Source organism: Streptomyces flavusporus (assembly GCF_046267975.1).
Lineage (GTDB): Bacteria > Actinomycetota > Actinomycetes > Streptomycetales > Streptomycetaceae > Streptomyces > Streptomyces flavusporus.
In genome coordinates this window covers 7,969,800-7,988,112 of record NZ_CP176503.1, presented here as the reverse complement: position 1 = coordinate 7,988,112, position 18,313 = coordinate 7,969,800, and the positions used below count along the sequence as shown (strand labels likewise).

Below are 18,313 nucleotides of genomic sequence, written 5' to 3'. Positions count from 1 at the left end.
TGCATGCTTGATGCCCTGACGCTGGCGACCGGTGTCGCCGCGCTGCTGCTCGCCGCGTGGTGCGGTTGGGCCGCGTACCGTGATCAGCCGACGAAGGACTGGCACTTCATCGGGATGGCCGTGGTGTCGGTGCTGGCGCTGGTCCAGCTGGTCGTCGGAGTCGTGCAGTTGGCGCGGGGCGAGAAGCCGGAGCAGGGGACGACGATCTTCGTGGCGTACCTGCTGGGGGCGTTCGCGTGCATCCCGGCCGCGGGGTTCATGTCGCTGGCGGAGCGGACGCGGTGGGGGTCGGTGACGGTGGCCGCCGGCGGTGTGGTGCTGGCCGTCCTGGAGGTGCGGCTCTATGACATCTGGGGAGGCTGAGGTGGCCACGACGACCAGGACACGGTTGATCAGTGGGCCCGGTGTGCTGCTCGTGTGGTTGTACGGCGTGATGGTCGTGGGGGCGGTGTCGCGATCCGGGTACCAGATCGCGACCGAGTTCGACCGGGCGCCGCTCGCCTATTCGCTGTCGGCGGTTGCGGGAGTCGTGTACGGGTTCATCACGTACTCGCTGGTGCGGGGTGGGGAGACGGCTCGTCAGGCGGCGGTGGTGTGTTGTGCCGCCGAGCTGGTGGGTGTGCTCGTCGTCGGTACGTGGACGCTTGTCGAGCCGTCTGCCTTCCCTGACGCGACCGTGTGGTCCGACTTCGGCATGGGGTATCTGTTCATTCCGGTTTTGTTGCCGGTTTCAGCTCTGTACTGGTTGCGGAAGTCGCGGACCGAGCAGCCGGGTTGACGTCAGGCAGTGGCCGCGTACGAGCCCGCCTTCTTCTCCAGGACGATCATGGGGACGCCGTCCGTGCCCTCCGACGTGCCCACCGTCTCGTAGCCGACCCGGCGGTACAGGCGCAGGTTGCTCTCGCTGCGGTGGCCGGTGTGGAGGCGGAACTTCTTGGCGCCGCGTTCCTCCGCGAGTGCCGCCTCGGCCGCGCGCAGCAGCCTCGCGCCGATGCCGTGGCCCTGCATGCGGGGGTGGACGCACAGGCGGCTGATGGAGGCGGCGCCGTCCTCGGTCACCGCGCCGCGTACGGAGCCGATCACCTCGTCGCCGAGGCGAGCCACGAACACGCAGTCGGTGGCGACCTCCTGGCGGACGGAGTCGAGGGTCTGGACGAGCGGGTCGATGCGGTAGTTGCCGTACAGCGCGGCCTCGCTCTGGAAGCACAGGTACTGCAGCTTGAAGATCTGCTCGGCGTCCTGGTCGGTCGCCTCGGAGATGATCACGCTCATGCCCATGTGTGCACGCCTCCCGCTCACCTGTTGCCTGTCGTCCCTCACTCCTATCCCCGCACTTCGCGAGCCGCAACCTCCGCTGCAAGCAATCGCCGTAGACATCCCAGACATCTGGAACGTTCCGGCCCCAGGCTGCCCTGTGAGATACCCAACTCCCCCGCGATTTCCCGGTATGTGAGGTCCTTCGGCGACAGAAGGGCTTCGAGGAGCCTCGGACAGCGGCCGGGCAGCCGGCGCACCGCGTCGCGCAGGGCGCGGCGGCGGGCGGCGGCGAGGGCGAGCTGTTCGGGGCCGCGGTCGCCGTCGTCGGCGGGTTCGCTGTCGTACGGTCGCTCGAGTCTGGTGGTACGGCGGGTGCGGCGGGCCTCCGAGCGGACGGCCCTGCGCAGCCAGCGCTCGGGGTCGTGGGGCGGACCGTCGGTGTCGAGGCGCTCCAGCAGGCGCAGCCAGACCGCCTGTTCCAGGTCGCCGGGTTCGGTGCCGGCGGCGGGCGCCTCGGCGGAGGCTTCCGCGGCGAGCAGCGGGCGCAGTGTGGTGAGCAGGTCGTGCGTCATATGCGGCACGACGCGGCCGCCCGGCGGCGGGTTGCCCCGGGCGGCCGACTGTCACTCCGAACGGTGGCCGGGGACTCAGCCGTTGACGAAGTCCTCGCGGGCCAGCAGGCCGGTGTCGGGGTGGTCGGTGAAGATGCCGTCGATGCCGGTCGCGAAGTACGCCCGGTAGGCGCCGAAGACATCGCCGTAGGCGTCCGCGTCGGTGCCCTTGCGGAAGTCGGCCGGCAGGAAGGGGTTCTCGTTGCGCAGGGTCCAGGGGTGCAGGATCAGGCCGACCTTGTGCGCGTCGGTGACGAGGGGGGTCGGCTCGGTGAGCTTGCCGGCGGCGTCCTTCGGAATGATGAGGTCGAGGGTGGGGCCGATGCCCTGCGCGTAGGAGGCGATCTCCCTGAGGCCGGCCGGCTTGATCAGGTCGGCGACCGTGCGGGGGTCACCGGTCTCGACGAAGTCCCAGGGGCGGGTACTCGCGCCGGACAGCAGGACGACGAGCGGGTTGTCGACCAGCTTGTTGAGGCGCTGGATGCTGGTGGGCTCGAAGGACTGGAGGATGACCGGCGAGTTCCACTTGTTGCGCCCGTACTTGCGCAACACCTTGGCGACCCGCTCCTCCAGGCCGAGGCCCAGCTTGCGGAAGTACGTGGGGTGCTTGAGCTCGGGGTAGATCCAGACCTGCCTGCCGCGCCGGCGGGTCTGCTCCTCCTGCCACTGGAGCACCTCCTCGAAGGTGGGGATCTCCCAGCGGCCGTTGTACAGGGTGTTGTGCGGCCGGTTGGCCGGGATGCGCTCGGTCGCGCGCAGCGTCTTCAGCTCGGCGAGCGTGAAGTCCTCGGTGAACCAGCCGGTGGTGGAGACGCCGTCCAGCACCTTGGTGGTCTTGCGGTCGGCGAACTCGGGGTGGTCGGCGACGTCCGTGGTGCCGCCGATCTCCGGCTCGTGCCGGCAGACGAGGTGACCGTCCTTGGTGGGCACCAGGTCGCCGGCCTCGACGATGTCGGCGCCCATGTCGAGGGCCAGCTGGTACGCGCCGAGGGTGTGCTCGGGACGGTAGCCGCTGGCGCCGCGGTGGGCGACGATCGTCGGCACGGGCAGGGACTTCATTCCGCGGCCTCCATGTCGCGCATCGGCTCTCGCCGTGCCGGACAGACCGAGGACGGCTCCGCTCGCGCCGAGCACGGCCGCGCCGAGGAGCGCCCGCCGTCCGGTGCCGGTGGCGTTCTCCTGTGCCTGCTCGTTCGACTCCTGCGGTCTCATCAGCGGCCTCCCTGCCGTCGACTCGTCGGTGCGCGCCGATCGTAGGGGGGCGGACGTGTCCGTCGGGAGGCCTCGGTTCGAACGCGTGGATGACGTTGGATGTCGTATGGGGTGCGTATTCCAGCCACCCTATGACGGCCCGTCGGCGTTGGCCTCGGCCTCCGGGGCACCCGGGCGTTAGGCCTCCCGCGCGATGTCCGTCACATCGTCGCGTACGGGTTACGCGCCGTCCACGACGCGCCACCGCAGGTAAACGTACGTCAACAGTGCGTAAGGCCTCGGTGAACCCGATGTCCCCGATGTGCGCGACCCGTGCCGCCGCGAGTATCGTCCTCACCTGCACAGACATAGACCGAATCCCTTGACATCCCCAGCCACCCCTAGACACCCGTTGACATCCCCTTGACACCGGAGGGTCCGTTGTCCCGCTTCGCGCTCATCAAGGCAGTGCTCGGTCCGATCATGCGCCTGATGTTCCGCCCCCGGGTGGAGGGCGTGGAGCACATCCCTGGCGACGGTCCGGTCATCCTGGCCGGCAACCACCTCACGTTCATCGACTCGATGATCCTGCCGCTGGTCTGCGACCGTCAGGTGTTCTTCATCGGCAAGGACGAGTACGTCACCGGCAAGGGCTTCAAGGGCCGGCTGATGGCGTGGTTCTTCACCGGCGTCGGCATGATCCCGGTCGACCGGGACGGTGGCAAGGGCGGTGTCGCGGCGCTGATGACCGGCCGCCGGGTGCTGGAGGAGGGCAAGGTCTTCGGCATCTACCCGGAGGGCACGAGGTCTCCCGACGGGCGGCTGTACCGAGGGCGCACCGGCATCGCGCGGCTCACCCTGATGACCGGGGCGCCCGTCGTCCCGTTCGCCATGATCGGCACCGACAAGATCCAGCCGGGTGGCGCGGGCATGCCCCGGCCGAGCCGGGTGACGGTGCGGTTCGGTGAGGCGATGGAGTTCTCGCGGTACGAGGGGATGGACCGGGACCGGTACGTCCTGCGGGCCGTCACCGACTCGGTGATGGCCGAGGTGATGCGGCTGTCCGGGCAGGAATATGTGGACATGTACGCCACCAAGGCCAAAGAGGCGGCGTAGCTCCGCTGGTTGGGCGCGTCCAAACAGGGGCGTTCTCCGGAGGGCCGCCGTTCGTGCTCTCGCCCGGGGTCGGGGACCACAGGACGAATGTCGAGCCCTCGCCCACCCTTGAGAACAGCCGCACCTGACCGCCGTGCGACTCCACGATCTGGCGGACGTTCCCGAGGCCGAGGCCCGCGTGCCGGTCGCGTCCGCCGCCGTTGCCCTTCGCCCGCCAGAACCGGTCGAAGACCCGCGCCTGGTCGTCGTCGAGGATGCCGGGGCCCTCGTCCCGGACGGCCGTCCACAGCCAGCCGTCCGAGCGGCCGGCCGCGACCGTGATGCGGGTGCCGGGCGGGGCCAGTCGTACGGCGTTGGAGAGCAGGTTGCCGACGGCTCGGCGCAGGGCGTTGTGGTCGCCGACGACCGTCAGACACCGCCTCGAACTCTTGGAGCTTCACCGGGTTGCTCCGAGGATGCCCCGGCCTTCGGACCGGAGAGGAATCGGACTCCTGCGGAGCAGGGCAGAGAAAGCCGAATCTCCGTCAGGGCGATTCGGTGTCTGCCGACGGATCGGCGAGCGCGATCTCCAAGAGGTGCACGATCTCGCCGTTGACCGACCGGTGTTCTCGCTTCGCCCGCGCGGCGAGGCGTTCGTGAAGTTCGAGGGGGAGCCGGACGGTGATGCGCTTTTCTTCATCCATGCCATCACTGTAGTTGCGTGAACACACAGAATTGACACATGTTTGACGTCATAACGACAGCAAAACAGCAGAAAGAGGAGGCCGGGCACGCCCGGTACACCTACCGTCTGCGCGTGTCGTCGACCGCCCGCACCGCCCTCATGGCGGAGTGGGACCGCTGCCGATGGATCTGGAACGAGTGCGTGGCCCGATCGCGGTGATCGGTGTGGACTGGGCGTGATGGAAACCGCGACCACCACCAGCGACGCCCACGACCTCCCGCACGCCGAGCACGGCAGAAAAGCACAGGCGAAACTGTCGCGGTACGACCGCATGCTGGCCCGCCGCAAACCCGCCAGGGGACAGGCCGCCTCCAAGGGCTACCGCCAGGCGAAGAAGCTGCGCGCGAAGGCACACAAGAAGGTCGCCCGGCAGCGGCAGGACACCGGCCGCAAGTGGGCCAAGCGGGTGGTGCGCGACCACGACGCCATCGCGGTGGAGGACTTCCGCCCGAAATTCCTCGCCAGGACATCGATGGCGCGCAAGGCGGCCGACGCCGCCATCGGCGCCACCAAGAAGGCCCTGATGGAGATGGGCCGCAAGCACGGGCGGGTCGTGCGTCTCGTGCACCCCGCGCACACCACCATGGACTGCGCATCGTGCGGAGCGAGAACCAAGCACGCACTGCCGCTGTCGGAACGCACCTACACCCGCACCGCGTGCGGAGCCGCCTCCCCCAGGGACGAGAACTCCGCCCGCGTGATGCTCGTCCGGGCAGGTCTGAACCCGGCTGGTGCCGAGGGCGTAAGACCACCCGGAGCGCCGCTCCAGGAGGCAGCCTGAGCCAGGAATCCCCAGCCCTTCAGGGAGGGGAGCATTCAAGACGTCGATCTCACCGATGGAGACGTTGTTCAAGTACTTCTTCGCCGAGAACTGGTTGCTGACCAGGTGGGCCTCGCCGCTGCGCTCAACCGCGAGGTAGGTGGCGCCACCATGCGGTCCTGGCCGACGATCACCCGCTTGACCTCGAAGAGGGCCTCTTCGAGGAGCTTGTCCTCACCGGACGGGGCGGTCACAGCGCCGAGGCGGGGTCGTCGGACGGGGCCTTGGTGCCGCCGCCGTCCTTCCAGGGGCAGTCCGCGCGGTCGGCCGCGCCGCTGCCGTCCTCCTCGACGACGAACCTGATCTGCTCGCGCGGCGTCTCGCCCCCGTCGGCGGCGAGCGCGACACCGCCTCCGGCCAGACCGGCGACGGCCAGGACGGACGCGGTGACGAGTGCTTTCTTCGTACGACGTGTCATGGTCGGTGGCTCCTTCAGCCGTGGCATACGACATCGGGTACAGCGCCAGACCATCAGGCGAAGCCGAAAACGGACTTAAAGCCGGTACGACTACGGGTGCTCGACCGTGCCCGCCAGCTTCTGTCCGCGCAGCAGGAACCAGGCCGCCACAGCCGCCGCGAGCAGGACTGCCGCGCCGACTCCCGACGCGAGCGTGAGCCCGTCGACGAAGGACTGCCGAGCCGCGTCGAGCAGCGCCTCGGACGTCTGCGCCGGCAGACCCGCCGCCGCCTCCACCGCACCGCCCAGCGACTCGTGCACCCCGTCGGGGGTGTCGGCCGGAGCAGTGAAGCCCTGGTAGACGCCGGTCACGATCGACCCGAGCACGGCGATACCGAGGGCGGCGCCCAGTTCGTACGCCGTCTCGGACACGGCGGACGCCGAGCCCGCCTGCTCCTTGGGTACGGAGGCCAGGATCACGTCGGCGGTCACGGTGAACGAGAACCCGGCACCGACGCCGACGACCAGCAGTGCGGTCCCGAGCAGCGGGTAGCCGGTGGACTGGCTCAGCAGGGTCAGCGTGGCCAGCGCCAGGCCGACGGCGGCGAGTCCGCCGGAGACCACGGCCCGTACCGAGAAGCGCCGGGCCGCCCGCCCGGCGACCAGACCGGCCGCCACCGCGCCGATGGCGGCGGGCAGTTCGGCCAGACCCGCTTCGAACGGCCGCCTGCCCTGCACGAGTTGCAGGTACTGGGAGAGGAAGAACACCAGGCCGGACAAGCCGAGGACGGTCAGCAGATCGGCCAGCACCGCACCGCTGAAGCCGCGGTTGCTGAACAGCCGCATATCCAGCAGCGGGGTGGGCAGGGTCAGTTGGCGCCGGACGAACCAGTAGAGGGCGGCCGCGCCCACGAGGCCCACGGCGAGCGCCGCCCACTCGAAGCCGTGCGCGGCGGCCTCCTTGACGGCGTACACGATGCCGACCATGCCGACCAGCGACAGCACGACGCTGTGCAGGTCCCACGGGCCAGGGTCGGGGTTGCGCGACTCCGGCAGCAGCTTGACGCCCACCACGACCAGCACCGCCATCACGGGCAGGTTGATCAGGAAGACCGATCCCCACCAGAAGTGCTCCAGCAGGAAACCGCCGGCAATGGGGCCGACCGCCGTACCGGCGGAGGCGGTGGCGCCCCAGATGCCGATGGCGAGGCTGCGTTCGCGCGGGTCGTGGAAGAGGTTGCGGATCAGGGCGAGCGTGGACGGCATCAGGGTGGCACCGGCGACGCCGAGCAGCGCCCGGGCCAGGATCATCATCTCCGGCGTCGTCGCATAGGCGTTGAGCACGGACACCGCGCCGAACGCCGTGGCGCCGACGAGCAGGATCCGCTTGCGGCCGATGCGGTCGCCGAGGCTGCCCATGGAGACGAGCAGACCGGCGATGACGAACGAGTAGACGTCGCCGATCCACAGCAGCTGGGTGCCGGAGGGCCGCAGGTCCTCACTGATGTACGGGGTCGCGAGGCCGAGGACGGTGGCGTCGACGGCCACCAGCAGCACGGCGAGCACGAGGACGGACAGCGCGAGCCAGCGGCCCGGGCGCTTCACCGCCTCGGTCGCGGTCGCCGGCTGCAGGGTGCTGGTCATGATTCCTCTCTCCGTAGTGCGCCGCCGAGCAGCAGCTCGACGATCATGGTCTGGAAGTCCTTTGCTGCGACCTTGCCGTCATGTACGGACCAGGCCCCGGCGGCGATCAGGCCGTAGAGAGCCTCGGTGAGCCAGGCGGGGGTCAGGTCGATACGGAACTCGCCTCTGTCCTGGCCACGCCGGAACAGGACCGAGACCCGGGCGTCGAGCCGGGCCCAGCCCTCGTTCTGCTGTTCGCCCTCGAACAGCTGGTTCTCGCTGTAGAGGAAGGACAGGAGCCCGGCCGCGGGCTCGATCTCGCGCACCAGTCGCCGTACGGCGTCGCTCGCGCTGCCCTCGTCCAGGCGGGCCGCGTCCAGCGCGGCCTCACACTCCGCGAGGCAGAGCGACTCCAGCGCCCGGACCAGCGCGTCGCGCCCGGCGAAGTGGCGGTGCAGCGTGGCCCGGCTGATCCCGGCGGCCTTGGCGACCTCGTCCATGGTCGCGGTGGATTTGCGGGTCAGCAGGGCTGCGGCGCTGCGGAGTACGTGGTCTGGATCGACGGCCATGAGACAAACATAGCGCATATGAGACATCCGTGTCTCATACTGGGCATGCGTGACTCATAGCCCCAGGCCGGGAAACCCTCAGTGCCAGGGCAACTGCCCGCGCCGCTCCCAGTACGCCTGCGGCTCCTCGACGAGCGCGGCAAGGCGGCTCAGCTGGTCGTCGTCCAGGTCGACGACGGCGGCGTGCAGGTTGGAGGCGAGCTGGGTGACGGTCGCCGCGCCGGAGAGAACGACGCCGGCCCAGGGCTGGCGCAGGATCAGCGCAAGGGCCACGGCGTCGCAGCCGAGAGCGGTCTCTTCCGCTACGGCCTTCAGCGCGTCCGGCGCATACGGCTCAGCGAGCCGGCCGTTGGCCATGGCCTCCTTGACGATCACCGTGAGGCCGGCGTCGTGGGCCTCGGCGAGGGCGGGGGCGGCGGCGGTCTCGAGGGCGTTGTACGTCGATTGGACGGTACGGAAGAGAGGTTCGCCGTCGACCGTCACCTCCAGCGCCGCCCGGACGGCGTCGGCCTGCGCGGGCCCACTGGTGGAGAAGCCGATGGTGAGGCCCTGCGCGGCCGCCTCCGCGAGCCTGGCGTGCAGGTACTTGTCGGTGAGGGCCGGGCTGTCCGGGGTCAGCGAATGGATCTGGTAGAGGTCGAGCCGGTCGCCGAGCAGCTCGGCGCTCTCGGCGCGCTGCCGCTCGAAGGTGGCGACGCTGTGGTCCTTGACCTCGTGCTGTTCCGCGTCGGTGGTCCACTCGGCGGTGTAGGTGTAGCCCCACTTGCTGCCGACCACGATGTCGTCGATCTCGGGGTGGGCGTTCAGCCAGTCGGCGAGGAACTCCTCGGAGCGGCCGTAGGAGCGGGCGACGTCGAAGTAGCGGACGCCCTGGGCGTAGGCGGCGTCCAGGAGCTCGTGCGTCCGCTCGCGCAGGGCCTCGACGCTGCGGTCGGCGGGGAGGTCCTGCTCACGGCCGAGGTTGATGTAACCGGGGCGGCCGACGGCGGCGAGGCCCAGGCCGATGTGGCAGGTGGGAGTCGTTGCCGAGGTCAGTCGGGCGAAGGGCATCGCGGGCTCCGTTCGGTCGCTCCATACGGCGTGCGACCAACGTAACCCGCGATGCCCGGGTGTCACTTACGGGCGTTCGCCCACGCGTGCTGCGCGGTCACGTCCGCCTTGACCTCGGCCAGCTGGACGGCGACGGCACTGGGCGCCGTACCGCCGCGGCCACTGCGGGAGGCGAGGGCGCCCGGCACGTTGAGGACGGAGCGGACCTCGGGGGTCAGGTGGGCGGAGATCTTCGCGAACTGTTCGTCGGTCAGTTCGTCCAGCTCCTTGCCCTCGGCCTCGGCGGCCTTCACGCACTCGCCGGCGACCTCGTGCGCGACCCGGAAGGGCACGCCCTGCTTGACCAGCCACTCGGCGATGTCCGTGGCGAGCGAGAACCCGGCCGGGGCCAGCTCCTCCATGCGCTCGCGGTGGACGGTGAGGGTGGCCATCATGCCGGTGAAGGCGGGGAGCAGGACCTCCAGCTGGTCGATGGAGTCGAAGACCGGCTCCTTGTCCTCCTGGAGGTCGCGGTTGTACGCGAGCGGGAGCGCCTTCAGGGTCGCCATCAGGCCGGTCAGGTTGCCGATCAGGCGGCCGGACTTGCCGCGGGCCAGCTCGGCGATGTCCGGGTTCTTCTTCTGCGGCATGATCGACGAGCCGGTGGAGAAGGCGTCGTGCAGGGTCACGAAGGAGAACTCCTTCGTGTTCCAGATGATGACCTCCTCGGCGATCCGGGAGAGGTTCACTCCGATCATCGCGGTGATGAAGGCGAACTCGGCGACGAAGTCACGGGAGGCCGTGCCGTCGATGGAGTTGCCGGCGCTGCCGTGCTCGAAGCCGAGGTCGCGGGCGACGGCCTCGGGGTCGAGGCCGAGAGAGGAACCGGCCAGCGCGCCCGAGCCGTACGGGGAGACCGCCGTCCGTTCGTCCCACTGGCGCAGGCGTTCCGCGTCCCGGGACAGGGACTGCACATGCGCGAGGACGTGGTGGGCGAAGAGCACCGGCTGGGCGTGCTGGAGGTGCGTGCGGCCGGGCATCGCGACGTCGGGGTGCGCCTCGGCGAGGCCGATCAGGGCGTCCTGGAGGTCGGCGATCAGCCCGCCGATCACGCGGGCGTGATCACGCAGGTACATCCGGAAGAGGGTCGCCACCTGGTCGTTCCTCGACCGTCCCGCGCGCAACTTGCCGCCGAGGTCGGGGCCGAGGCGCTCCAGCAGGCCTCGCTCGAGGGCGGTGTGGACGTCCTCGTCGGCGATGGTGCCGACGAAGTCGCCCGAGGCCACGTCCGCTTCGAGCTGGTCCAGCCCGGCCAGCATGCGCTGCAGCTCGTCGTCCGTGAGCAGCCCGGCCTTGTGCAGCACGCGCGCGTGGGCACGCGAACCGGCGATGTCGTAGGGCGCGAGCCGCCAGTCGAAGTGGACGGACGCGGACAGCTTCGCCAGGGCCTCGGCGGGACCGTCGGCGAAACGGCCGCCCCAGAGCCGTACGTCACCGCTGTTGCTGCTCACTTGCTGTGCTCCTCAAGAGGTCCGGATGTGCCGCCGCCTCCCCACGACGTGAGTGAGGAGGCGGCTGTCAGGCTAGTGCGTGTGAGGTGAGCCTCGGTGCTTACGCGAGGTCGCGCTTCGCCGCGATCTTCGACGACAGGCTGTAGATGTCGATGAAGCCCTTGGCCGCGGACTGGTCGAAGGTGTCGCCCGTGTCGTAGGTCGCGAGGTTGAAGTCGTACAGCGACTCCTGCGAGCGCCGGCCGGTGACGACGGCGCGGCCGCCGTGCAGGGTCATCCGGACGTCGCCGGATACGTGCTGGTTGGCCTCGTTGATGAAGCCGTCCAGGGCGCGCTTGAGCGGGGAGAACCACAGGCCGTCGTAGACCAGTTCGCCCCAGCGCTGCTCGACCTGCCGCTTGTAGCGGGCGAGTTCGCGCTCGACGGTGACGTTCTCCAGCTCCTGGTGGGCGGTGATCAGCGCGATCGCGCCCGGGGCCTCGTACACCTCGCGGGACTTGATGCCGACCAGGCGGTCCTCGACCATGTCGATCCGGCCGATGCCCTGGGCGCCGGCGCGCTCGTTGAGCTGCTGGATGGCCTGCAGGACGGTGACGGGCTTGCCGTCGATGGCGACCGGGACGCCCTCCTTGAAGGTGATGATCACCTCGTCCTCGTCGCGCGGTGTCGCCGGGTTCTGGGTGTACTCGTAGATGTCCTCGATCGGCGCGTTCCAGATGTCCTCGAGGAAGCCGGTCTCGACGGCGCGGCCGAAGACGTTCTGGTCGATGGAGTACGGGGACTTCTTGGTGGTCGCGATCGGGAGGTTCTTCTCCTCGCAGAAGGCGATGGCCTTGTCGCGGGTCATCGCGTAGTCGCGGACCGGGGCGATGCACTTCAGGTCGGGGGCGAGGGCGACGATGCCGGCCTCGAAGCGGACCTGGTCGTTGCCCTTGCCGGTGCAGCCGTGGGCGACCGTGGTGGCGCCGTGCTTCTTGGCGGCGGCGACGAGGTGCTTGACGATCGTCGGCCGGGAGAGGGCGGAGACCAGCGGGTAGCGGTCCATGTAGAGGGCGTTGGCCTTGATCGCCGGGAGGCAGTACTCCTCGGCGAACTCGTCCTTGGCGTCGGCGACCTCGGCCTCGACGGCGCCGCAGGCGAGCGCGCGCTTGCGGATGACGTCCAGGTCCTCGCCGCCCTGGCCGACGTCCACGGCAACGGCGATGACCTCGGCGCCCGTCTCCTCGGCGATCCAGCCGATGGCGACAGAGGTGTCCAGGCCGCCCGAGTAGGCGAGTACGACGCGCTCGGTCACGGGTTTCTCCTCACACTGCATTCGCTGACATGCATGAGTATGCAGGAGACTGCATGATTCGTCAATGCGGTGCCTGCGGAGTCGGAAATCTCGTCGGCGGGTGAACATCCGAAACCGCTTTCCCGTACTTCCCACCGAACACCGGCGCCGGTTCTGTCAACGCACACACCCCCGACCCAAGTGAGGCTTCCGCATGTCCAGGGCTCTTCCGAAGTACAACAAGCGCCGCGTCGCGATGATCGGCGGCGTGTCAGCGGTGGTGTTGTCCGGGGCGCTGATCGCCGGCTCCGCCTTGGCCGGGGAGACGCCCGAGAACGGCGCGCAGGCGACGACAAAGGCGGCGGCCGGCACCATCAGCTGCCCCGAAGTGGCGTCCCAGCTGCCGGCGATCCCGGCGTCCGCGCAGGCCGAGGTCGACCGCAACCTGGCGTTGCTCACCACGCAGATCGACGAGGCCGACAAGCGCCTGAACGAAACCGTCGGGCAGGGCGGACCCAACTTCGTGCAGAACGCCATCCTCGGTCCGCTCGAGGACAAGCGCATCGCGACGCTGAACCGCATCGAGACCGCCATCGGCCGCGCCGCCGAGAAGCCCGAGGGCCTTGAGGCGTTCGCGACCTGCACACTCGACGCCGGCGCAGGTGCCGGGGCCGGCGAGGGCGACACCGCCACGGCGGAGCCGGAGGCCCCGGCCACGGAGGAGGCGGGCGGCGCCGAGGACGCGGGCGACGCGGCGGGCGGCAACACGGCCGCCGGCGCCATCTCCTGCCCCGACGTCGCCTCTCAGCTGCCGGCGATCCCGGCGTCCGCACAGGCCGAGGTCGACCGCAACCTCGCGCTGCTCGACACCCAGATCGACGAGGCCGACAAGCGCCTGAACGAAACCGTCGGGCAGGGCGGACCCAACTTCGTGCAGAACGCCATCCTCGGCCCCCTCGCCTCCAAGCGCACCGCCGCCATCGACCGCATCGCCATCTCCATCGGCCGCACCGCCGAAAAGCCCCAGGGCCTCGACGCCCTGGCCGCCTGCACGCTCACCGAGTGACGTGACAGGTACTGTGGCCGCCCCGTTGGAGCGCCGGCCGGGGCGGCCGCGGTGACTCTCCTGGAAATCCTCGGGCAGGGAAACGACTTTCCTCGACAATCAGTGGTATGGGAAAGACGTATGAGCGCATAGACGGCCGACTCCGTACGTTCATCGAGAAGCAGCCCCTCTTCTTCACCGCGACCGCCCCGCTGTCCGGGGACGGCACGGTCAACCTCTCCCCCAAGGGCGTGCAGGGCTCCTTCGCGGTGCTGGACGAACACACCGTGGCCTACCTCGACTTCGCCGGCTCCAACGCCGAGACCATCGCCCATCTGCGGGAGAACGGCCGGATCACCCTCATGTGGTGTGCCTTCCAGGGGTCGCCGAACATCGTCCGGGTGCACGGCCGCGGGGAGCCGGTGTTCCGCGACGACCCGCGGTTCGGAGAGCTGCTCGCCCGCTTTCCGGACGTCGACCCGAGCCCGCACGGGCTGCGGGCGATCGTCGTCGTGACGGCCGAACTCGTCCGGGACTCCTGTGGTTTCGCGGTGCCTCACATGTCGTACGACGGGGACCGCGACCTGCACGCCCAGCGCTTCGCGCGCGAGGACGACGCCTCGCTCAGCGAGTACTTCGCCAAGAAGGACCACATCGCCACGAGCCTGGACGGGCTGCCCGGCCTGCCGCTGCCCCTGCCGCCCGCCCGCCCGAAGTAACCACTTCGGACGTCTGCCCGCCCGAATGGCTCTTCCGAACTGCCGCTGCCCCTGCCGCCCGTTAGCTTCACAGGCATGCGCTCTGGTGTCACAGCCGTCCTGTCCGTCCTCACCTCCGCCGCCCTGCTCGCCGTCGCTCCGGCAGGAGCCGCCCCGCTGCCCGACCGGATGGCCGACACCGGCGGCGGCAGCCAGCTGATCACCGCCGTGGCGCCGCGGGCCGGCTCGACGACGGGCACGGTCACCTGGTGGGACCGGCGGGACGGCCGCTGGGTGGAGGCCGGTTCCACGCCGGCCCGCTTCGGGGCGAACGGGCTTGTCGAGGGCGCCTCACGGAAGCAGGGCACGAACACGACGCCGACCGGGCTGTACGACCTGCCGTACGCCTTCGGCATCAAGGCGGCGCCGCGCGGGACGACGTACAAGTACCGCCCGGCCCGGCAGAACTCCTGGTGGTGCCAGGACGTCCGCTCCCGGTCCTACAACCGGTGGACCGAGCCCCGCCCCGCCGACTGCCGTGCCACCGAGGCCGAGCACCTGGTGTCGTACGGGAACCGGTACGCGCATGCCCTCGTCATCGGCTTCAACTACCGCAAACCGGTGCACGGGCGCGGCGCCGGCATCTTCCTGCATGTCAACGGGCGTGGGGCGACGGCCGGTTGTGTGTCCGTGCCGGCGGACGCCATGCGGCTGATCCTTCAGTGGGCCGAGCCGGCGCAGCGGCCGCACATCGCCGTGGGGACGGTGAGCGGCGGTACGGCGATCACTCGGTACTGACCGACCTGAACACACGGCCACCCCTGCACGTATCTCTGGGCCAAGGGACTACGACACACCCGTTGCCCCCGTCCCCGGAGGAACCGTGACCACCACGCTCGCAGGCGGCCGTGCCGCCCGGCGTCAGACGATGCGCCGTATCCGCCCGCGCCGCTCCCCCGCCGTCCCGCTGCTGCTCGCCCTGTGGGCGGGCGCGGCCGGGGTGCTGTGGCTGTGGTGGGACAACACGCCGTCCATCGCCGACCGCACCGGTCAGATCCTGGCCGCGGGCCGGATCACCGGTCTGCTCGCCGGATATCTCATGGCGCTCGTGGTCCTGCAGATGGCCCGGGTGCCCGCCCTGGAACGGCGGGTGGGCTCCGACCGGGTCGCCCGCTGGCATGCGATGACCGGCCGCTACACCCTCTGCCTGGTCCTCGCCCATATCTTCCTGATCATGTGGGGCTACGCCCTGCAGGCCGGCAAGGGGCTGGGCGACATCGTCCAGCAGACGATCGACTCCGTCACCCAGCTGCCGGACATGGGCAAGGCCGCCATCGGCACCGGACTGCTGCTGCTCATCGGCCTGGTTTCGATCGGCGGGATCCGCCGCAGGATGCCGTACGACACCTGGTACCACGTGCACCTGATGACGTACGCGGCGGTGTTCCTGACGTTCTGGCACCAGATCAGCACCGGCAACGAGTTCGCTGTCGAACCCCTCGCCAAGACCTTCTGGTACGGGCTCTACGGGTCGGTCACCGCGCTCGTGATCTGGTTCCGGATCCTCACCCCGATCCGACTGAACCTGAAGCACCGGATGCGGGTCGAGGCGGTGATCGAGGAGACGCCGGGGATCGTGTCGGTGCTGATCGGTGGGCGGAAACTGCACCGGATGGGGGCGGAGGCCGGGCAGTTCTTCCGCTGGCGGTTCATGGCGCCGGGCATGCGGTTCAGCTCCCACCCGTACTCGCTGTCGGCGGCGCCCCGTCCCGACATGCTGCGGATCACCGTGAAGGCGATCGGCGACCACAGCACCCGGCTGCGCGAGCTGCGGCCCGGCACCCGGGTGTGGGCCGAGGGACCGTACGGCGCGCTGACCGCGTCCCGGCGCAGCCGCGGCAAGGTGCTGCTGGTGGCCGGCGGTGTCGGCATCACCCCGATGCGGGCACTGTTCGAGACGCTGCCCGGCGCGGCCGGCGACCTCACCCTGCTGTACCGGGCCAACAGCACCCAGGACCTGGCCCTGTGGAACGAGCTGGCCGCCATCGCCGACGAGCGGGGCGCCCGGCTGATGTACGCGGTCAACAGCCCGGACGGGGCGCGCCCGGACATCTCCGCGGAGTCCCTGCAGCGGAAGATCCCGGACATCGACCGTCATGACGTTTTTCTGTGCGGGCCGCCCGGCTTCGCGCAGTCCGTGTACGAGGCACTGCGCGGCGCGGGGGTTCCCGCCCGCCGTATCCATCACGAGTCGTTCGAGATGTGAGCGACGGGTCATCAGGAGACCGGCAACCATGAAGAAGAGCCATCCCGTTCGGCGTGCCGTGCTCGCCACCGCCGCCACCGTGTCCGGCATCGTGCTGCTGCTGTCGCTGAAGCCGGCGTCCGACCCCGGCTCCGCGGCGGCGGGACAGTCGCCCCAGGGCGGCGCCCAGGCCGCCGGCAGCGGCACGGTCACCGGCGAGGTCGCCCAGACCCAGTACGGACCGGTGCAGGTACGGCTGACCGTGAGCAACGGGAAGATCACCCAGGCCGAGGCGGTGCAGGCACCCAGCGGCGGCCGCAGCACCCAGATCACCGCAGACGCCGTACCCCAGCTCAACCAGGCCACCGTCACCGCCGGCAGCGCCGACATCGACGCCGTGTCCGGAGCCACTTACACCAGCACCGGCTACCAGCAGTCCCTGCAGTCCGCCCTGGACCAGATCCAGGCCGGGGGCGGCGGCGCCGCGGACCAGGGCTCGGGCAGTGCCCAGGCCCGGACCGTCACCGGCGAGGTCGCCCAGACCCAGTACGGGCCGGTCCAGGTCCGTGTCACCGTCAGCGGCGGGAAGGTCACCCAGGCAGAGGCGGTGCAGGCACCCAGCGGTGGCCGCAGCAGCCAGATCACCGCCGATGCCGTGCCTCAGCTCAACCAGGCGGCCGTGGCAGCAGGCAGCGCCGACATCGACGCCGTGTCCGGGGCCACCTACACCAGCACCGGCTACCAGCAGTCTCTGCAGTCGGCCCTGGACCAGGCCGGTGGCTGAGCCGGTGACCGAACCCGCACAGGCTCCCGCCGCGGTACGCCGGGCGGAGGAGGCGATGGGGACCGTCTTCTCCTTCGACGTCCGCGGCGGGGATCCCGGCACGGTCCAGGCGGCCCTCGACGAGGCGATCGCCGGACTCCACCGGGTCGACGAGGTGTTCAGCACCTACCGCGAGGACAGTCAGGTCTCACGGCTGGCCCGGAACGAGGTGACCGTCGAGGAGTGCGATCCCGACGTCGCCCTGGTGCTGGAGCTCGGCGCCGAGGCGGAGCGGAGCAGCGAGGGCTGGTTCAGCATGTCGTACGAGGGACGGCTCGATCCGACCGGGATCGTCAAGGGCTGGGCCGTCGAGCGGGCGGCCCGGCGGCTGGCGGCGGCCGGGGTGAGCGGGGTGAGCGTCAACGGCGGCGGTGACGTGCAGCTGCTCGGCACCCCTGGCCCGCAGCGGCCCTGGCGGGTCGGCGTGTCGGATCCGCTGCGGCCGGGCGGGCTGGCGGCGGTGATCTCCGCCGCCGGACTGGACGAGCTCGCCGTGGCCACGTCCGGCACCGCCGAGCGCGGGGCCCATATCGTCGACCCGCGCACCGGGAAGTCCGCGGTGACGGACCTCGTCGCCGTGACCGTGGTGGCACCCCGGCTGACCTGGGCGGACTGCTGGGCCACGGCGGCCTTCGCGATGGGCTCGCGGGAGGGACTGGCGTGGCTGGAGTCGCTGCCGGACGTGGAAGCGCTGCTGATCACGGCGGGCGACGAGGTGAGGTGTACAGGAGGCCTGGCTTCTCGACTGGGGTGAGCGGAGTGACCTAGGGGCGCGGGGAACTGCGCGATCGACCACAGACAACCCGCGCCCGACCGACGAGAACAGCCCCACGGCGCTTAGTGCCCGTTCTGGGCCAGCCGCAGCAGATGCTCTGCGAGTGCCTGCCCGCCGTCCGGCTGCCGGCTGATCAGCAGCAGGGTGTCGTCACCGGCGATCGTGCCCAGGATGTCGTGCAGTTCGGCCTGGTCGATGGCCGAGGCCAGGAACTGCGCGGCTCCAGGCGGGGTACGCAGGACCACGAGGTTGGCTGAGGCCTCCGCGGAGATCAGCAGCTCCTGCGACAGCCGCCGCATCCGCTCCTCCTTCGCCGACTCCCCCAGCGGCGCCCGCGGGGTGCGGAAACCGCCCTCGCTGGGCACCGCGTAGATGAGGTCGCCGTCGGTGTTGCGGATCTTCACCGCGTTCAGCTCGTCCAGGTCCCGGGAGAGCGTCGCCTGGGTGACGGTCAGCCCGTCGTCGGCGAGAAGCTTCGCCAACTGGCTCTGGGAGCGCACCGGTTGCCGGTTGAGGATGTCCACGATCCGGCGGTGGCGTGCGGTGCGGGTCTGCGGCACGGCAGGCCCTGCGTGCCCGTGGTCCTGCGCGTGGCTCATCGTCGTC

General features: G+C 70.3%; 23 protein-coding genes. 11 read left to right on the top strand and 12 right to left on the bottom strand.

Annotated features, from left to right (window positions below; translation table 11 throughout):
* The first annotated feature begins 3 nt into the window (after window positions 1–3).
* Window positions 4–363, top strand: a complete 360-nt coding sequence (locus ACKTSN_RS37670) for a hypothetical protein (RefSeq protein WP_129796883.1) — start codon at window positions 4–6, stop codon at window positions 361–363.
* Complete coding sequence (locus ACKTSN_RS37665) at window positions 344–778, top strand: hypothetical protein (RefSeq protein WP_224738051.1); 435 nt, start codon at window positions 344–346, stop codon at window positions 776–778. Before ACKTSN_RS37670 ends, ACKTSN_RS37665 begins: the two co-directional genes overlap by 20 nt.
* Before the next feature lie 2 nt (window positions 779–780).
* Here ACKTSN_RS37665 and ACKTSN_RS37660 read toward each other — a convergent pair whose 3' ends face one another.
* The 3 genes from ACKTSN_RS37660 to ACKTSN_RS37650 all read right to left on the bottom strand — a co-directional run bounded on the left by ACKTSN_RS37660 (window position 781) and on the right by ACKTSN_RS37650 (window position 3,080).
* The gene (locus ACKTSN_RS37660) at window positions 781–1,278 is read right to left on the bottom strand and encodes a GNAT family N-acetyltransferase (RefSeq protein WP_409473181.1); all 498 of its coding nucleotides are present in this window, start codon (window positions 1,276–1,278) and stop codon (window positions 781–783) included.
* A gap of 44 nt (window positions 1,279–1,322) precedes the next feature.
* Window positions 1,323–1,829 carry an RNA polymerase sigma factor gene (locus tag ACKTSN_RS37655; protein ID WP_409473180.1) on the bottom strand — a complete coding sequence of 169 codons (507 nt, stop codon included), beginning with the start codon at window positions 1,827–1,829 and terminating at the stop codon, window positions 1,323–1,325.
* A 75-nt stretch (window positions 1,830–1,904) separates the two neighbouring features.
* On the bottom strand, window positions 1,905–3,080 hold the full coding sequence (locus ACKTSN_RS37650) for a glycerophosphodiester phosphodiesterase (protein ID WP_409473179.1): 1,176 nt from the start codon (window positions 3,078–3,080) through the stop codon (window positions 1,905–1,907).
* Window positions 3,081–3,500: 420 nt separating this feature from the next.
* Between ACKTSN_RS37650 and ACKTSN_RS37645 the strand changes: the two genes are divergently transcribed.
* Entirely contained in the window at window positions 3,501–4,175 is a 675-nt protein-coding gene (locus tag ACKTSN_RS37645) for a lysophospholipid acyltransferase family protein (RefSeq protein ID WP_409473178.1), read from the top strand.
* On the opposite strand, the gene ACKTSN_RS37640 is transcribed toward ACKTSN_RS37645, so the two are convergent.
* Entirely contained in the window at window positions 4,087–4,587 is a 501-nt protein-coding gene (locus ACKTSN_RS37640) for a sensor histidine kinase (protein ID WP_409475012.1), read from the bottom strand. The two genes, ACKTSN_RS37645 and ACKTSN_RS37640, sit on opposite strands and share 89 nt — an antisense overlap.
* 112 nt (window positions 4,588–4,699) lie before the next feature.
* Window positions 4,700–4,858, bottom strand: coding sequence for an Arc family DNA-binding protein (locus ACKTSN_RS37635; RefSeq protein ID WP_409473177.1), 159 nt, complete (start codon window positions 4,856–4,858; stop codon window positions 4,700–4,702).
* A 38-nt stretch (window positions 4,859–4,896) separates the two neighbouring features.
* Here ACKTSN_RS37635 and ACKTSN_RS37630 point away from each other — a divergent pair, with 38 nt between their 5' ends.
* Both ACKTSN_RS37630 and ACKTSN_RS37625 read left to right on the top strand, forming a co-directional pair.
* Window positions 4,897–5,058 (top strand): hypothetical protein, encoded by a 162-nt coding sequence (locus ACKTSN_RS37630; protein WP_409473176.1) that lies wholly within the window; start codon window positions 4,897–4,899, stop codon window positions 5,056–5,058.
* A gap of 19 nt (window positions 5,059–5,077) precedes the next feature.
* On the top strand, window positions 5,078–5,680 hold the full coding sequence (locus tag ACKTSN_RS37625) for an RNA-guided endonuclease InsQ/TnpB family protein (RefSeq protein WP_409473175.1): 603 nt from the start codon (window positions 5,078–5,080) through the stop codon (window positions 5,678–5,680).
* A gap of 229 nt (window positions 5,681–5,909) precedes the next feature.
* On the opposite strand, the gene ACKTSN_RS37620 is transcribed toward ACKTSN_RS37625, so the two are convergent.
* From ACKTSN_RS37620 to ACKTSN_RS37595, 6 genes are all read right to left on the bottom strand, one after another.
* Window positions 5,910–6,137, bottom strand: coding sequence for a hypothetical protein (locus tag ACKTSN_RS37620; protein WP_409473174.1), 228 nt, complete (start codon window positions 6,135–6,137; stop codon window positions 5,910–5,912).
* 90 nt (window positions 6,138–6,227) lie between these two features.
* Window positions 6,228–7,760 (bottom strand): MFS transporter, encoded by a 1,533-nt coding sequence (locus ACKTSN_RS37615; RefSeq protein WP_409473173.1) that lies wholly within the window; start codon window positions 7,758–7,760, stop codon window positions 6,228–6,230.
* Window positions 7,757–8,308 carry a TetR/AcrR family transcriptional regulator gene (locus ACKTSN_RS37610; RefSeq protein WP_409473172.1) on the bottom strand — a complete coding sequence of 184 codons (552 nt, stop codon included), beginning with the start codon at window positions 8,306–8,308 and terminating at the stop codon, window positions 7,757–7,759. The genes ACKTSN_RS37615 and ACKTSN_RS37610 overlap by 4 nt, the downstream gene beginning before the upstream one ends.
* A gap of 78 nt (window positions 8,309–8,386) precedes the next feature.
* Window positions 8,387–9,358 (bottom strand): aldo/keto reductase, encoded by a 972-nt coding sequence (locus tag ACKTSN_RS37605; protein ID WP_409473171.1) that lies wholly within the window; start codon window positions 9,356–9,358, stop codon window positions 8,387–8,389.
* A 62-nt stretch (window positions 9,359–9,420) separates the two neighbouring features.
* The gene (gene argH, locus ACKTSN_RS37600) at window positions 9,421–10,848 is read right to left on the bottom strand and encodes an argininosuccinate lyase (protein ID WP_409473170.1); all 1,428 of its coding nucleotides are present in this window, start codon (window positions 10,846–10,848) and stop codon (window positions 9,421–9,423) included.
* 100 nt (window positions 10,849–10,948) lie between these two features.
* Entirely contained in the window at window positions 10,949–12,142 is a 1,194-nt protein-coding gene (locus tag ACKTSN_RS37595; protein WP_129796895.1) for an argininosuccinate synthase, read from the bottom strand.
* A 193-nt stretch (window positions 12,143–12,335) separates the two neighbouring features.
* Here ACKTSN_RS37595 and ACKTSN_RS37590 point away from each other — a divergent pair, with 193 nt between their 5' ends.
* From ACKTSN_RS37590 to ACKTSN_RS37565, 6 genes are all read left to right on the top strand, one after another.
* Window positions 12,336–13,187 (top strand): hypothetical protein, encoded by an 852-nt coding sequence (locus ACKTSN_RS37590; RefSeq protein WP_409473169.1) that lies wholly within the window; start codon window positions 12,336–12,338, stop codon window positions 13,185–13,187.
* Between the two features lie 107 nt (window positions 13,188–13,294).
* Window positions 13,295–13,885: a pyridoxamine 5'-phosphate oxidase family protein gene (locus tag ACKTSN_RS37585; protein ID WP_409473168.1), complete on the top strand. Its 591-nt coding sequence runs from the start codon at window positions 13,295–13,297 to the stop codon at window positions 13,883–13,885.
* Between the two features lie 75 nt (window positions 13,886–13,960).
* Window positions 13,961–14,662, top strand: coding sequence for a L,D-transpeptidase family protein (locus tag ACKTSN_RS37580; protein ID WP_409473167.1), 702 nt, complete (start codon window positions 13,961–13,963; stop codon window positions 14,660–14,662).
* An 85-nt stretch (window positions 14,663–14,747) separates the two neighbouring features.
* Complete coding sequence (locus ACKTSN_RS37575; protein WP_409473166.1) at window positions 14,748–16,130, top strand: ferredoxin reductase family protein; 1,383 nt, start codon at window positions 14,748–14,750, stop codon at window positions 16,128–16,130.
* Between the two features lie 28 nt (window positions 16,131–16,158).
* Window positions 16,159–16,893, top strand: a complete 735-nt coding sequence (locus ACKTSN_RS37570; protein WP_409473165.1) for an FMN-binding protein — start codon at window positions 16,159–16,161, stop codon at window positions 16,891–16,893.
* Window positions 16,886–17,686, top strand: a complete 801-nt coding sequence (locus ACKTSN_RS37565; protein WP_409473164.1) for an FAD:protein FMN transferase — start codon at window positions 16,886–16,888, stop codon at window positions 17,684–17,686. Before ACKTSN_RS37570 ends, ACKTSN_RS37565 begins: the two co-directional genes overlap by 8 nt.
* An 83-nt stretch (window positions 17,687–17,769) precedes the next feature.
* Here ACKTSN_RS37565 and ACKTSN_RS37560 read toward each other — a convergent pair whose 3' ends face one another.
* Window positions 17,770–18,306: an arginine repressor gene (locus ACKTSN_RS37560; protein WP_129796900.1), complete on the bottom strand. Its 537-nt coding sequence runs from the start codon at window positions 18,304–18,306 to the stop codon at window positions 17,770–17,772.
* Window positions 18,307–18,313 lie beyond the last annotated feature (7 nt).

Coding starts and splice junctions, on each gene's coding strand:
- ACKTSN_RS37635 (WP_409473177.1), bottom strand. CDS start 4,858: ATGGATGAAGAAAAGCGCATCACCGTCCGGCTCCCCCTCGAACTTCAC.
- ACKTSN_RS37610 (WP_409473172.1), bottom strand. CDS start 8,308: ATGGCCGTCGATCCAGACCACGTACTCCGCAGCGCCGCAGCCCTGCTG.
- ACKTSN_RS37560 (WP_129796900.1), bottom strand. CDS start 18,306: ATGAGCCACGCGCAGGACCACGGGCACGCAGGGCCTGCCGTGCCGCAG.
- ACKTSN_RS37615 (WP_409473173.1), bottom strand. CDS start 7,760: ATGACCAGCACCCTGCAGCCGGCGACCGCGACCGAGGCGGTGAAGCGC.
- ACKTSN_RS37585 (WP_409473168.1), top strand. CDS start 13,295: ATGGGAAAGACGTATGAGCGCATAGACGGCCGACTCCGTACGTTCATC.
- ACKTSN_RS37670 (WP_129796883.1), top strand. CDS start 4: ATGCTTGATGCCCTGACGCTGGCGACCGGTGTCGCCGCGCTGCTGCTC.
- ACKTSN_RS37625 (WP_409473175.1), top strand. CDS start 5,078: ATGGAAACCGCGACCACCACCAGCGACGCCCACGACCTCCCGCACGCC.
- ACKTSN_RS37630 (WP_409473176.1), top strand. CDS start 4,897: ATGTTTGACGTCATAACGACAGCAAAACAGCAGAAAGAGGAGGCCGGG.
- ACKTSN_RS37590 (WP_409473169.1), top strand. CDS start 12,336: ATGTCCAGGGCTCTTCCGAAGTACAACAAGCGCCGCGTCGCGATGATC.
- ACKTSN_RS37605 (WP_409473171.1), bottom strand. CDS start 9,358: ATGCCCTTCGCCCGACTGACCTCGGCAACGACTCCCACCTGCCACATC.
- ACKTSN_RS37665 (WP_224738051.1), top strand. CDS start 344: ATGACATCTGGGGAGGCTGAGGTGGCCACGACGACCAGGACACGGTTG.
- ACKTSN_RS37650 (WP_409473179.1), bottom strand. CDS start 3,080: ATGAGACCGCAGGAGTCGAACGAGCAGGCACAGGAGAACGCCACCGGC.
- ACKTSN_RS37620 (WP_409473174.1), bottom strand. CDS start 6,137: ATGACACGTCGTACGAAGAAAGCACTCGTCACCGCGTCCGTCCTGGCC.
- ACKTSN_RS37570 (WP_409473165.1), top strand. CDS start 16,159: ATGAAGAAGAGCCATCCCGTTCGGCGTGCCGTGCTCGCCACCGCCGCC.
- ACKTSN_RS37580 (WP_409473167.1), top strand. CDS start 13,961: ATGCGCTCTGGTGTCACAGCCGTCCTGTCCGTCCTCACCTCCGCCGCC.
- ACKTSN_RS37655 (WP_409473180.1), bottom strand. CDS start 1,829: ATGACGCACGACCTGCTCACCACACTGCGCCCGCTGCTCGCCGCGGAA.
- ACKTSN_RS37660 (WP_409473181.1), bottom strand. CDS start 1,278: ATGGGCATGAGCGTGATCATCTCCGAGGCGACCGACCAGGACGCCGAG.